The sequence below is a fragment of the Dethiosulfovibrio russensis genome (genome assembly GCF_021568855.1).
GTDB classification, from domain to species: domain Bacteria; phylum Synergistota; class Synergistia; order Synergistales; family Dethiosulfovibrionaceae; genus Dethiosulfovibrio; species Dethiosulfovibrio russensis.
This window is the reverse complement of record NZ_JAKGUG010000004.1, coordinates 40093-53458: the sequence shown is the minus strand read 5'-3', so window position 1 is coordinate 53458 and position 13366 is coordinate 40093. Positions and strand designations below refer to the sequence as shown.

The 13366-nt window shown below is 52.5% G+C and carries 13 protein-coding genes and 1 tRNA gene; 7 read left to right on the top strand and 7 right to left on the bottom strand.

The genetic code is table 11. The annotated features are described in order from the left end of the window. Positions 1-4: 4 nt before the first annotated feature. The gene (locus L2W48_RS05360) at positions 5-1774 is read right to left on the bottom strand and encodes an NADH-ubiquinone oxidoreductase-F iron-sulfur binding region domain-containing protein (RefSeq protein WP_236098576.1); all 1770 of its coding nucleotides are present in this window, start codon (positions 1772-1774) and stop codon (positions 5-7) included. Between the two features lie 12 nt (positions 1775-1786). Further along, positions 1787-2278, bottom strand: a complete 492-nt coding sequence (gene nuoE, locus L2W48_RS05355) for an NADH-quinone oxidoreductase subunit NuoE (protein WP_236098577.1) — start codon at positions 2276-2278, stop codon at positions 1787-1789. 360 nt (positions 2279-2638) lie between these two features. Between nuoE and L2W48_RS05350 the strand changes: the two genes are divergently transcribed. Then, complete coding sequence (locus L2W48_RS05350; RefSeq protein ID WP_236098578.1) at positions 2639-3979, top strand: phosphoglucose isomerase-related protein; 1341 nt, start codon at positions 2639-2641, stop codon at positions 3977-3979. Here L2W48_RS05350 and L2W48_RS05345 read toward each other — a convergent pair. After that, a complete protein-coding gene (locus L2W48_RS05345) occupies positions 3976-4710 on the bottom strand; it encodes a tRNA 2-thiocytidine biosynthesis TtcA family protein (protein ID WP_236098579.1) in 735 nt (244 codons plus the stop codon). The two genes, L2W48_RS05350 and L2W48_RS05345, sit on opposite strands and share 4 nt — an antisense overlap. Before the next feature lie 91 nt (positions 4711-4801). Between L2W48_RS05345 and L2W48_RS05340 the strand changes: the two genes are divergently transcribed. Beyond that, complete coding sequence (locus L2W48_RS05340) at positions 4802-5455, top strand: response regulator (RefSeq protein ID WP_236098580.1); 654 nt, start codon at positions 4802-4804, stop codon at positions 5453-5455. A gap of 53 nt (positions 5456-5508) precedes the next feature. On the opposite strand, the gene fliD is transcribed toward L2W48_RS05340, so the two are convergent. Further along, a complete protein-coding gene (gene fliD / locus L2W48_RS05335) occupies positions 5509-7431 on the bottom strand; it encodes a flagellar filament capping protein FliD (protein WP_236098581.1) in 1923 nt (640 codons plus the stop codon). Positions 7432-7581: 150 nt separating this feature from the next. Between fliD and L2W48_RS05330 the strand changes: the two genes are divergently transcribed. Genes L2W48_RS05330 through L2W48_RS05320 form a run of 3 tightly spaced genes read left to right on the top strand, consistent with a single transcriptional unit; the run spans position 7582 to position 9815 of the window. Continuing rightward, positions 7582-8178, top strand: coding sequence for a hypothetical protein (locus L2W48_RS05330; protein ID WP_236098582.1), 597 nt, complete (start codon positions 7582-7584; stop codon positions 8176-8178). Beyond that, positions 8171-9256, top strand: coding sequence for a lysylphosphatidylglycerol synthase transmembrane domain-containing protein (locus L2W48_RS05325; RefSeq protein WP_236098583.1), 1086 nt, complete (start codon positions 8171-8173; stop codon positions 9254-9256). Before L2W48_RS05330 ends, L2W48_RS05325 begins: the two co-directional genes overlap by 8 nt. Further along, positions 9240-9815 (top strand): methyltransferase family protein, encoded by a 576-nt coding sequence (locus L2W48_RS05320; RefSeq protein ID WP_329606900.1) that lies wholly within the window; start codon positions 9240-9242, stop codon positions 9813-9815. Before L2W48_RS05325 ends, L2W48_RS05320 begins: the two co-directional genes overlap by 17 nt. A 62-nt stretch (positions 9816-9877) precedes the next feature. Here the strand turns inward: L2W48_RS05320 and L2W48_RS05315 are convergent, their stop codons facing one another. Genes L2W48_RS05315 through L2W48_RS05305 form a run of 3 tightly spaced genes read right to left on the bottom strand, consistent with a single transcriptional unit; the run spans position 9878 to position 12504 of the window. Next, the gene (locus L2W48_RS05315; RefSeq protein WP_236098585.1) at positions 9878-11125 is read right to left on the bottom strand and encodes an NAD(P)-dependent malic enzyme; all 1248 of its coding nucleotides are present in this window, start codon (positions 11123-11125) and stop codon (positions 9878-9880) included. Positions 11126-11130: 5 nt separating this feature from the next. Further along, the gene (locus L2W48_RS05310; RefSeq protein WP_236098630.1) at positions 11131-11943 is read right to left on the bottom strand and encodes an MBL fold metallo-hydrolase; all 813 of its coding nucleotides are present in this window, start codon (positions 11941-11943) and stop codon (positions 11131-11133) included. Positions 11944-11952: 9 nt separating this feature from the next. After that, complete coding sequence (locus L2W48_RS05305; RefSeq protein WP_236098586.1) at positions 11953-12504, bottom strand: isochorismatase family protein; 552 nt, start codon at positions 12502-12504, stop codon at positions 11953-11955. A 122-nt stretch (positions 12505-12626) separates the two neighbouring features. Between L2W48_RS05305 and L2W48_RS05300 the strand changes: the two genes are divergently transcribed. After that, entirely contained in the window at positions 12627-13208 is a 582-nt protein-coding gene (locus tag L2W48_RS05300; RefSeq protein WP_236098587.1) for a hypothetical protein, read from the top strand. Between the two features lie 40 nt (positions 13209-13248). Next, positions 13249-13326, top strand: a tRNA-Pro gene (locus tag L2W48_RS05295). The last annotated feature ends 40 nt before the right edge of the window (positions 13327-13366 follow it).

The window sequence follows — 13366 nt, the reverse complement described above, 5'->3', positions numbered from 1 at the left end:
CCTCCTACTCCACAGAGATGGCGCCCACGGGGCAGCTCACCTTGCACTTGCCGCATCTTATGCAGATGGTATCGTCGATGACGTGCGGTTTCTTTATCTCTCCGGAGATGGCGTCCACCGGGCAGTTCTTGGCGCATTTGGTGCAGCCGATGCACTTTTCCGGATCTATGACGTAGTGTATCAGGGACGGACAGACCGTTGCGGGGCATCTGTGGTCCACGATATGGGCCATGTACTCGTCCTTGAAGTATTTTATTGTCGTCAGAACCGGGTTAGGTGCCGTCTGACCCAGTCCGCAGAGGGAGCCGTCCTTTATCTGGTGGCATAGCTCCAAAAGGAGATCTATATCGCTTTCCTTGCCCTCTCCCTTGGTTATACGGTCCAGGATCTCCAGCATCCTCTTGGTTCCTATACGGCAGAAGGGGCACTTGCCGCAGGACTCGTTCTGTACGAAGGACAGGAAGAAGCGGGCGACGTCGATCATGCAGGTGTCCTCGTCCATGACGACCATGCCGCCCGAGCCCATTATGGCTCCTGTGGCGTTGATGGACTCGTAGTCGACGGGGGTGTCAAGGAGCTCCTTCGGTATGCAGCCACCGGAGGGGCCTCCCATCTGAACAGCCTTGAACTCCTTGCCGTCCGGGATTCCTCCGCCGATGTCGTATATGACCTCGCGGATGGGCATACCCATGGGAACCTCGACCAGGCCTCCCTTGGCGATCTTCCCTGCCAGGGCGAAGACCTTGGTGCCGCGGCTCTTGCCTATGCCGTATTTGGAGAACTCCTTGGATCCGTTTCTGATTATCCAGGCCACGTTGGCGTAGGTCTCGACGTTATTTATATTGGTAGGCTTTCCAAAAACCCCGCTTTGGGCCGGGAACGGAGGTCTGGGACGGGGCATTCCCCTTTTCCCTTCGATGGAGGCGATCAGGGCCGTCTCCTCTCCACAGACGAAGGCCCCGGCGCCCTCCTTTATCTTGAGGTCGAAGGAGAAACCACTGCCCATGATGTCGTCTCCGAGGAAGCCCCTTTCCTTGGCCTGCTCGATGGCTATGTTGAGGTTCTTGATCGCCAGAGGATACTCGGCGCGACAGTATATTATGCCGTGACTGGCCCCTATGGCGTAGCCGCATATGGCCATACCCTCGATGATGGCATGAGGGTCACCCTCAAGGACGGACCGGTCCATAAAGGCGCCCGGGTCCCCCTCGTCGGCGTTGCAGACCACGTACTTTTCGTCGCCTTTGGACAGGTTGGCGAACTTCCATTTCAGCCCCGTCGGAAATCCGGCTCCGCCTCTTCCTCTGAGGCCGCTGTCGAGGACCTCGGTGTATACCTGTTCGGAGGTCATGGAGGAGACCACCTTTTTAAGGGCGTCGTACCCCTCTCTCTCTATGTATTCGTCTATCTTCTCAGGATCGATTATCCCGCAGTTACGAAGGACTATGCGGACCTGTTTGTCCATCCTGGGATTTTCCATTCCGGATCCGTCGGAGTCGAGCACCAGGGCCTGGTCCAGCCTCTTGCCTCCCAGAACGTGTTCCTTGACGATATCCTCCACCGACTCCTCTGTGACGTGGCCGTACATGGTGGTTTTGCCGTCCATCTCCACCTCTACCAGAGGCTCCTGGAAACATAGGCCTATGCAGCCGACCTTCCTGATCTCTATCTCCGGGTGTCCTTCGAGCAGTGTCCTGAGTTTGGCCTCTACCGGGCGGGCTCCCGCCGCGATTCCGCAGCTTCCCATCCCTATCTTTACTATAGTCTGAGACATGTCCAGTCCTCCTTAACCCTTTTTACGGTAGTCTTCGAGGATCTCGATGGACTTCGGCGGCGTAAGCAGTCCGTGGACATTGTCTCCTACCATCATCACGGGAGCCAGACTGCAACATCCCAGACAGGCTACGTGCTGAAGGGTGAAAATCCCGTCCTCGGTGGTCTCACCTTCCTCGATCCCCAGGTGCCTTGCCACCTCTTCCGCCACAGAAGCGGACCCCTGGACGTGGCATGCGGTACCTCGGCAGATACGGATGACGTACTTGCCCTCGGGTTGAAGCCGGAACATGGCGTAAAAGGTAGCCACTCCGAACATCTCCGAGGCGGATATGTCCATTTTTCTGGAGACGTAGGTCACGGCCTCCTCCGCAACGTAACCGTACTCCTTCTGGATATCCGCCAAAAGCGGGATGGTTATCCCCTTCTTGCCTTGATAGCGCTGGACGATGGGATCCAGACGCTGCGACAGCTCGTTCGAGCTGACGGTGGTTGTGGATGACATCAAATTCCTCCTCCTCACAATGCGATCACGAGAGTTGCAATGCATTCATTATACTCGATTGATGAGGAAATGCCATTGCAAATACGAGCTTTTTGTTCAATCGTTTCTCCATTGAATTACCTGTGTTTATGGCTTGGATTTTTTGTGATGATACTTTTAGAAACTTTTATTGATACTATCTGTTTTTATCCCTGATGGGCTCTAGGCTTTTAAGTGATGCGTTTTCTCTTTAAGACGTCATATGGGAAGCGTCCCTCGGGTTTATTTTTAAGGCCTAAATCGAGCAAACTTCCCCTTTATTTGATATGATAATCTTCTACAGATGTAGCGTAGAGATTGCCGATAGAGGAGGCGATTTAAATGTTAGATGCGTTTTTTTTCAACGGAGTGGCCCCTTCGAGTTTGAATGAAGACCGGTTAAAAGAGGCTGCTGCCTGGATAGACCAGGGGGTTCAGGCGGGGTTGCCTGGATTTGGTTGGATGAATTTACCCGATGCCGATATCGGTTCTGTCCTGGAGATCTCTGAATGGTTGGGAAAGTTCGATTCCATCGTTCAGCTCGGCATAGGTGGATCTTCACTGGGCAACCTGATGCTCCATCAGGCTCTGTTGCCCCCCTATTTCAACGAGATGGACAGGATAGAGAGAGGGGACGTCCCCAGGTTCTACATGGCGGATAATCTCGACGAAGGGGAAAATCAGGCGATATGGAACAGGATAGACCCGAAGGATACCGCTTTTATAGTGGTGAGTAAGTCCGGGAGAACCCTGGAGACCATGGGCAACTTTCTCCTGTTCTGGGAGCGTATGACAGAGGCTCTGGGGAAAGAGGCTTCCTCCAGGTTGGTGGTCATAACCGATGCCGAGGACGGTCTGCTACGTCGTTTCGTGGGAGAGTCGGGATGCCGAAGCTTGATCCTTCCGGCGGACGTGGGGGGGCGTTACTCCGTTCTTTCCTCTGTCGGGCTCCTTTCCGCCGCTGCTTTGGGGATAGACGTCGAAAAGCTGTTGGAGGGAGCCTCAGAGATCAGAGAGGCCCTTTCCGGCGATGGGGTTCCAGGGGATAATCTGGCGTGGGTCATGGCCTGGAATCTGCTTTATCAGCTGGAGACTGGAAGGTCGAATACGGTTTTCATGCCCTACGGAGATAGGATGGAACGTCTTTCTGAATGGTTCTGCCAACTCTGGGCGGAAAGCCTCGGCAAAGGCGGTAAGGGTTTATCTCCTTTGAGGGCACTGGGGGCGGTCGATCAGCACTCTCAGCTTCAGCTCTATTCACAGGGACCGGACGATAAAGCCTATATAATTCTGGGGGTAAAACCGAGAGGTCGATTTCCCATAAAAGGGTCGATAATCCCCTCCCTGGAGGAGCTTTCCTTTCTCGACGGGTTGACCCAGGAGGATATTCTCGATCACGAGAGAAGGGCAATAGTGGCTGTTTTGGCCGGAGAGAATAGGCCGGTGTTTTCAATAACCATGGATAGCCTGGACGAGAGGACAATGGGAGGTCTGATATTCTTTCTGGAATACCTGACTGCCCTTACCGGTCGTCTAATGGATATATCCCCCTTCGATCAGCCCGGAGTAGAGCTTGGTAAAAAATACGCAAACGGATTGGCCGGGAAGAAAGAGGATAGCTGCTACGTGACCTTGGTCCAGGAGGTAGAGGAAAGGTTTAGGACAGGCAGGGTCGAGATCTAGTCTTCAGCCTGCCAGCGATCTTTTCCGTCTATCGATCTAAGAGCGTGGAGTATGTTTTGCTTTACGTCGGGGAACCTGGTCGCCAGATCGGAAACCAGTTCCTTGGCTCGGGTCCTCTCCGTCTCCAGGGAAAAGGGGCAGGTGTAGCGAACCAAGGGAAGCCTCATCCTCGAGATCTCCTGCAATATGGCCTTTTCCGTAAGGTAAAGGAGCGGTCTTATGAGGTTCATGTCGCTGTTGCTCTGCCATATTCTGGGCTGGAAGGATCTGAACCTGCCGGTGCGGAATAGGTTCATGAGGGCTGTCTCGACGGCGTCGTCCAGGTTATGCCCTAGGGCCACGGTGTTTCCTCCCATCTCTTTAGCCCAGCTGTTGAGGATGCCTCTTCTCATGTTGGCGCAGAAGCTACAGGGGGACCTCTCCTCTCTGATACGTATTATCTCCTCTATAGGGTGGGGTACCACCTTATAGGGGATTCCCAATTCGTCGCAGAGTTTCTCCATAGGAGACACGTCCCAGTTTCCCCCTGAAATGTCGACGCTACAGGCGGAAAGGTCGAATTTAACCGGACTCCATCTTCGGATCTGGCTGAGAGCCACCAGGAGAAACACGCTGTCTTTCCCGCCGGATAGCCCGACTACGACATGGTCTCCTTCGGAGACCATGTCGTAGTCGAAAATAGCTTTTCCGATTTTCCCCCTTATTCTGTTTCCGAGACTATGTTTTTTCATCTATATATCACCTTTTATTTAAGGTATAGTGTTCCACTAAACTAGCTTATTATGATAGCATATGAAGCGCTCTTGAGGAGGGATGTCCGTAATGGAAAAAATTCGCATGGTTCTCATAGATGATCACAAGCTTTTTCGCGACGGGATGAAAAAACTCCTGGAGATGGAGCCGGATTTTTCGGTGGAGGGAGAGGCTTCGGACGGCATCGAGGGGCTTGCCCTTATAAAAAGGTCGAGACCGGACGTTGTCTTGCTGGATATAGGGATGCCCAACCTAGACGGTATAGGACTTATAAGGGAGCTCAGGCGCATGGAGCAAAACACCAAATTCGTCGCTATAACCGCTTTTAACGATGAGAGGAAGCTCTCGGAGCTATCCTCCGTTGGGGTCCACGGATTCGTTCTGAAGTCTTCGGGGAGGACAGAGCTTCTATCGGCGATTCGTTCGGTCGCGAGGGGGCAGTGTTACGTGGATCCTAAAGTGGCAGGGCTGCTTTTAGGGGCTTTTCATAAAAAACAGGACGAGTCCGATATGCTTTGCGATCTCACCGACAGGGAGAAGGAGGTCCTTTATTGGCTAGCCCAAGGGCTCAGTAACCTGGAGATATCGGCGAAGATGAATCTCTCCGAAAAGACGGTAAAGAACCATGTCAGCCACATACTTAAAAAGCTGGACCTCAGGGACAGGACCCAGGCGGCCATATTGGCATGGAGGGTCGGAATAGCCGAGTCTTTAGAGGAGTAGTGCAAGACGAATACGGCGGGAAGAAGGACCTCCTTCTTCCCGCCGTATGTTATTTAACTGCTTCCGGAAGCAGATAGGGAGCTGAACGTGCTGGAAAGAGACGATGCCTGATAGTTGAGCTTTGTCATCTGTTCCTCCATGGCGGCGTATTGTTTATACATGTTCAGCTGTTGGGTGGTAATCCTCTCCTCGTAATCCTTTATCCTCTGTTGAAGCTGTGTGACCTCGTTTTCCCAGACGTTTATCTGGCTTGGTATACGGCCCTCTTTGGTGGAGGTGTCTCCTATCGCTACGGTAGAGGTGCTTACCACGCTGTCGAACTGGGTGTCTAGACTCTCCGATATCGTCTTTACAAGTTTTTGGACCGAGTCCGAATCGGTGGTCATAGCTTCCATGAACTTGTCGGTGTCGAACTCCAGCTTTCCGCTCTTTCCGAAGTCGGTCTCTTCGGTGGAGATCCCTATCTGATAAAGCATGTTGAAGGTGTCCTCGTCATCTCCTACCGACTCGGAAATGATCTTCCTGAGGTTGGACTTGGTCTGCCATAAAACGGTGTCGCCGGCCAAGAGGCCCTTCCTCCGACTCATGTCATCTTCCGGTACGGCTTTGGTGTCCGAGTTGGGGGTGTCCGAATAGTTGTAAGTCTTCTCTTCGGAGCGGACGTTTATGTATTCCATGAGGTCGTTGTAGCTTTCGACGAAGGCCTGGATGGACTCTACCGCCTTCTGGGCGTTCAAAGTGACCTCCATGTTCACCTCTCCGACTCCTTGGAGGTTCAGTGTAGCGCCGCCTATGAGGTCGTCGATTTCGTTGGAGGATCTCGTTACGTCTATTCCGTTGACGGTCAAAGAGGCATCCTGGGCGTCCCTGTGGTGGGTGGCGTCCTCCGTCAGTATTCCCAAGCCGTCGAGAAGGCTGTTATCGGTGTTCGAGTAATCTATCGAGAAGGTTGCGCCGTCGGCAGGTTTGGACCCTATCCAATGGATCGCCCATTTTTTGTTGTCATCTGGGTCCTCTACGATCTCGTAATCCGTTCCCTCCGTGTACCCTGCGATGCTTACGGTCGCTGTGTCCAGCTTCTCCACGTCGATGGTGTCGTAGTCGGACCCGGTTGCCCTGGTCAGGTCCTTGGACAGGGTTTCCCTTATCTCGTACAGCCCAAAGGTGTTGGCGTCATAGTCGTAGGATACGTCGTAGGTACTGGCCTCGCCGGGACGACTGGCTCCTAGCCAGTGTATTTGGTATCCGCCGGTGGCTGTGTCGGCTATTACCTCGAAGTCGGTTCCTTTTTCGTAAGTGGTGGACCCGACTGTTATGTCTCCTATGGAGCTCGGGTCTATTCCGTTGGCTCCCAGTGGGTCGTAGTCGCCGCTCCCTCTGGTGACCTTTTCCGCGAAGGTGCTTGATCCCAGTCCGGTGTTCTCGCTCTCTACGACCAGCCTGTTGTCTATCAGATAGGCGTCGAGTCCTATGTCGGCCGACCGTATCTTCTCGGCTACGGTCCTGAGCGAATCGCTGCTCTCGTAGGTTATCTCAGCTGCCTTCGTTCCGATCCTCACGAAAAAAGAACCGGACTTCCCTAGAGGAGTCGAGGAGCTGTCCTGACGGTCGGATAGCCGTCTCTCCGCTACGGCTAGGCTGTTTACCTTTATATTCCATTCCTGTATCTGGGCGGAAGGTTCTAAGTCGACCTTTAAGATGGCGTCGGAGCTTTCATTGCTTCCCACCACCACAAGCTCTGGGGTCTTCGATGTAAAGGTAGATTCCAGCTTAAGGGGGTCCAGGGCGGATTGAGCCGCCTTGACGGAGGAGGAAAACTCCTGGTAGAGATAGATCTTGTCGTTTAATAACTGAATTTTGTCGTACCAGGGATCCTCGTTCTTTCTGAGGGCCGTCATCTGTTCATCTATGATGTCCCCCCAGTCGAGACCAGATGACAGGCCGGTCATCTGAGTCGTGGGCAAACTGATCGACATATACCACACCTCCTGAGAGAGATTTGACATTGAAACTCTATTTGGTTATCGGAGAGATCGGCTTTTCGGTTGAGTCCAGGCCTTTAAGCGCTGTGCATGCTACAATACCACAATGAGGCGGAGGGCGATATGGAGGAGTGATGTTTCTTTATGGATATGTTTATAGACGGAGTTCCTTTTTCCATACTGCACATGGAAAGCCTGTCCAGGGAGGAGCTGTTGGACGTTGTCCTGGAGGAATTAGCCGGACGTGGTCTGGTTCTGAAGGAGATCGTCAGCCACGGAGAGGCTCTGAGCGAGGAGTCTTTTCTATCCATCCCCGACGGTGTAGAGGTCTATTTCCTTTCCGACACTAAGGAAGGAATAGTCGATAAGATCATTCTGGAGTTTAAGGAATCAGTGGATCGTTGTATTTCCGTCGCGGAAGGTTGGATGTCCCGGAGATCGGATATTCCGGACAAAAACTCGATGGAACGGTGGGTCGAGTCCATGGAATGGATCGTGGAGGTCATGTCAGAGCTTAACGACCTCGGCGAAAAGGGTCCTCTCTTTCCCGACGTGGAGTCTTTTAGACTGGAGCTGGGACGCTGGAGCACTATCTCGGTTGAATCTCCGGAGCGAACGGTTCCCGAACTGGAAGAAACGGTGTTCAAGCTGGACTTGTTGAGAGATAAACTGGAAGACCTGGAATCCCTCCGTCGAAATCTGTCCGAGGGAGAGGAAGTCGTGAAAGGAGACGATGTCTGAAGTGTCTCTGAGAAAAGGACTGGCTATCTTCCTTCTGCTATCTTTCGGGGTTAGTTGCGTAGTTCTCGCCTTCAGCGTCGATGGATCGACCTGGAGTACCTTGTTGACAGCCCGAAAAGGTCCGATGGCTCTGGCTTTTCTGCTGGTCTTGGGGGCCTGGCTCTGCGACGCTATAAGGTTTTGCTCGTTGGCTCGGGCTATGGACAGAAAAATATCGATCCCGAACGGGATTATCCTCACCTGGCTCCACTATTTCGGCTGCGCCGTAACGCCGATGCAGGTAGGGGGAGGCCCTTTTCAGGTATATGTGCTGTATCGTTCGGGCGTCCCTATAGGGAAAGGGGTTGCCATAACCTTGGTGAGGACCCTCCTGACCACGTTCATCCTTTCGGTGGCGGCACCCCTTTCTTTTCTTCTGGATCCTAGATTCATGAATGAGAGTCCTTTCTTGGTAGGCATTTTCTACTATGTCCTTCTCATATCGATTTTGGCTTGGGTCGCCTTTGGGATCAGTGTCGTTCGCCCCGATCTGGTGAAAAAAGCGGGATCGGTGCTGGTGTTGTGGCTCAATCGTTTCAACGTGATAGGCAAGTATAAGATCCTCTGTACAATAAGAAGGATAAACCTCGAGATAGACGGATATTCGGCCAACCTGAGATATCTCTTTTCCAGAGGCATAGGGTGGTTTACCTTGGCATTCGTCATGTCCTTGCTTCACCTGGTGTTTTTGTTTTCCGTATTGCCCTGCCTGATCTGGTCTATAGGATTGGAGGTCAACTACGTCGAAAGTTTCCTGGCCCAGGCGATATTCCTCTTCGTGCTTTATTTCGTTCCGACCCCGGGGGCCAGCGGCGTCGCCGAAGGAGGCGGAGCGGCTATATTCGGGCTTCTGGTCCCCTGGAGTATGGCGGGAGTGACGGCCATCGCCTGGAGATTTTTTACCGAATATCTGGCGATCATAATGGGAGCTATTGTGGCGGTACGGTTCATAGGTTGGGGTACCGCCGAGATGATAATCAAAAACAGGCGAAGGGAATGTGATGATCTTGAACTTGCCAAAAGTGGACGGGAAAGCTGAGTTCGACTGGATACGGGCAGAGGCCTTTCGTCTCAGAGGAGGAATATGGACGGTCCTTTTTCTGGCCATATTGGCTGTAGCCCGTCCGACTGCTACGACTATACTCGTTGGAGCTTTGCCGGTCCTGTTGGGACAGGCTCTTAGATGTTGGGCAGTAGGATGTATAGTCCTGTATAGAGGAGAGAGGGTCAAGGCCCGGAGGCTGGTTACCTGGGGGCCATACTCGATATGCAGAAATCCCCTCTACGTGGCGAATGGCCTGATAGGCCTAGGGTGGGGAATAATGGCTGGTCCCTTGGCTCTTTCTCTCTTTTTCGTCGTCTTCGTAGCGCTTTACGGCTTCCTGATAGTTCCTTGGGAAGAGCGATTTTTGTCCGAGAAGTTCGGTAAAACTTTTGACGACTACCGTAAAAGAGTGGGGACGTTTTGGCCCAAGATCTGGCCTCCCAGTATATCCTCCGGACCTTTCGACTATTCCGTTATATGGAATAGCGAGAAACACAGTATGTTGGTGACGGTGGTGGGGACCTCGTTGTTGTTATCCAGGTTATGGTGGTGAATTGAGAGCAAAAACGAACGCCGACCGGGTATAACCCGAATCGGCGCTCAGTTTTTTGAGTTTTAGAATCTGGCTATGTATCCTCCGTACAGCCTCTTCCATGTGTTCTCGAAAACCTCCTGAGGAGCGGGGGAGATTCGAGCCAGCCCCTCTCTTATGCATGACTGAGCCACCGCCTCTGCTATTCTCGGGGTGAGTTCGTCGGAAAATATAAAAGGAGTAATGTGATCTGCCCTAATCCGTCGGGGATCTACGTTCGCCGCATATTCCTTTGCCGCCTCCATCTGGACGTTGAAGTTCAATCCCGTGGCTCTGACGTCCAGAAGGCCTCTGGTTATTCCTGGGAATACCTTCAGGTTGGGCATGGTGTTGGGGCCTTCTATCAGGCCGCAGCCGACTACCTCCGCACCTGCCGCCTTGGCTTCTTCCGGGTCCATCTCGGGTTCCGGCCTGGAAAGGGGAAAAACGATGCTTCGTGGAGCCATCGAGGCTACATCGTCTATTCCGAAGGCTCCTACCTTGCCTGTAAGGCCTATCAGGATATCCGCGTCCTTTGCGGCCTCCTTTATTCCTCCTCTGATCCCCTCGGGATTAAGTCTGTCCAGTATAAACCTCTGAACTCCGTTCAAGTCGTCCATATCTTCGTGGATGATACCTCTTCTGTTGAGCATCACTACGTTTGTCGCTCCGGCGTAGAGCATCAGTTCCGCCGTGGCTACCGCCGAGGTCCCGGCTCCCACTATGACGATTTTTACCGATGAGATCTCCTTGTCTACGACCTTGAGAGCGTTGATAAGAGATCCCAGTATGACGACGGATGAGCAGTGCATATCGTCACCGAAAATGGGGATCTCCAGCTCTTTGCGAAGCCTTTTTACCAAGTCGAAATCTATCGGACTTTTTACGTCCTCTATGTTTATAGCCCCGAAGCTAGGTTCCAACAGACGACAGAAACTCATTATCTCATCCATATCGTTGGATTTTATGCAAAGAGGTATGGCATCGACATCTCCGAAATGTTTGTAGAGCAGGCTTTTGCCCTCTATCATGGGAAGAGCTGCCTCGGGTCCATAGTCTCCAAGTCCCAAAACGGAGGTCCCGTTCGAGACTATAGCAAGACGGTTGCTCTTTCCCGTGTAGTCGTAGACCAGCTCTTTCTCCCTTAAAATCTCGGCGGATGCCACAGCTCCTCCCTGTATGTAGGCAAGGCTTATATCCCTCTTGTTTCTTACCGACACGTTAGGGGAGAGCTTTATCTTACCCTTAGCCTTGCGGTGAAGTTCCAACGCTTCATTTCGGTCAACGGTCATGGAAGTCACTCCTCTCGATATGTCTTCCCGTCTGTTTTACGTCGTGCGATTTCGTCGAAATCTATTATCATACCGTCCTCAGCCGACAACACCTGAGTGCGCTCGTTTGAGAGCCTCTCCGCTATTTTCGAGGGGGACGATTCCAGTATCCTGGTTCCTAGGTGGGTCATAAGCAACAGCTTCGGCGAGATCTCCTCAAGGAGTTTCTCCATGTCCGGGACGGATAGATGCTCTATTCTGCCGACCTTTTCGAGCAATGTTGTGTTGGCCACTACCACGTCGCAGTCGAAGAAGAAACTGGGTATTTTCGCGATATAGGCTGTATCGCTGATAATTCCCCATGTCGGAAAATTTCCTATGAATTTCAGTCCGTAACACTCGACTCCGTGGTGTCTCAATCTCAGGGGAATAACCTCTCCTTTAGGGAAGGGGACAGGTATGCCGTCTTCCCATAGGTGGATTTCCGCTATTCTTCGCTTCAGGTATCCGAAAAGCACCGGTTCCTCCGATATGGCGTCCGAAGGCAGGGCCACTAGACCTCCGGGGCGGCGTCCTCCTCCGGTCATCGCTTCCGCCACAACGTTAAAATCTCCGCTGTGGTCTATATGACGATGGGTTAAAAGCATCCCGTCGATTTTATTGGGATCTACTGTAGGTCTCAGCGAGCACATACGGACCAGTGCTCCTGGGCCGGGATCTATCGCCACTATGAACCCGTCCAAGGAAGCCACCATTCCTCCGGAGCTTCTTCTTTGGTTTATGACGTTGAATCTGGTTCCGGCGGTCCCCAAAAAGACCAGGCCGTTGACCGGAAGCACCTGACTCAATTACTTAAACAGAGGGAGCAGTTGCTTGAACTCCGGTGTTCCGGATACCTTTATCAACTGGTAGACCACCGATTCCATAGGAAGAACGTGAACGCCGCAGGCCGACATATTTCGCAGGGCTATCTCGTGGTTGCCGTTTTCCCTGCTGCCACATCCATCCGCCACCACAGTAACCTCGAAGTCTCTCTCGAGAAGCTGCATGGCCGTCGTGTGCACGCATATATGGCTCTCTATTCCGAAGAGGACCACCTGGTTTCTCCTGGTACAGCGAAAGAAATCGTCGAAACCCTCCTCGTCGAAACATCCGAAGGCCTTTTTCTCGAAAACATCGTCAGACGATATCTCCTCTGCCAGTCCGGGAACGGTGGTCCCTAAACCCTTCGGGTATTGCTCCGTAACCTTCAAAGGTATCTCCATTGCCTGGGACGCCTTTATGAGCTTTTTTGCATTGAGTTCCACCGACTCCTTCCCGTATATGGCGGGCAGGAGCTTCTCCTGAACGTCGATCATCAACATAACCGTGTTCTTAGGTCGCAATATCTGTGGATTCATGGTAAGCACCTCCATTCGTGAATACATGACTATTATGCCACAGGTGAGGATTTGTCGGTATCGGAAAGAGAGGATTTATGCTATCCTTACCACCGTTATCGAAATCCAGGGGGGTGGATTGAATGACAGAAAAGAACGATAATCTCGAGCGTTGGACCGTAAGCGAGGTGCTGGAGGCCATGTCTAAGCCCGGCTATCCCGAATACATAGTAAAAGCTGTGGAACAGATACAGCTTTGGATGAAAGAGGGACTTGATCCTTCGGTGCAATCTGGAGACCCCTTTTATGCCGATTACGACAAACTCTACTATCAGCTGGATTGGCTTAGGAATCACGTTACTTTTTTGGGAGAAGACGGACAGGGAGCTCCCTCAGAGGCCATAGTGGTCTCTTTGGATCCCGGAGATCAGGACGAGGCCATGAGAATGGCGGTGGATCACGTAGCGATATTCAGCGATGGAAAATGTAACAGAGTATGGATATTAAGCGATTCATGGCTTCCCGGGGAGATCTTCAGATATCGACGTCATCTGGAGACCCTTAGGGGCAGAGGCGTGGATTTTCATTTCTTGCTGATAACCCCGGAAGGGTGGACAGAGATCCCCCTCTACGGTGAGAGCCAAGGTGGACCTCTGGGTTGGCAACGGGGGACTACCGGTGTAACCGGAAACGAAGGCCCTAAAGGCAAAGAGGGCAATAAATAGTTTGACGAAATCTACCTACGATTGTATAATGCCCTTCGTCCGGGGTGTAGCGCAGTCTGGTTAGCGTGCCTCGTTCGGGACGAGGAGGTCGGAGGTTCAAATCCTCTCACCCCGACCAGACCGAAAGAAAGACGATCTCGATTTCTGTCGAGGTCGTT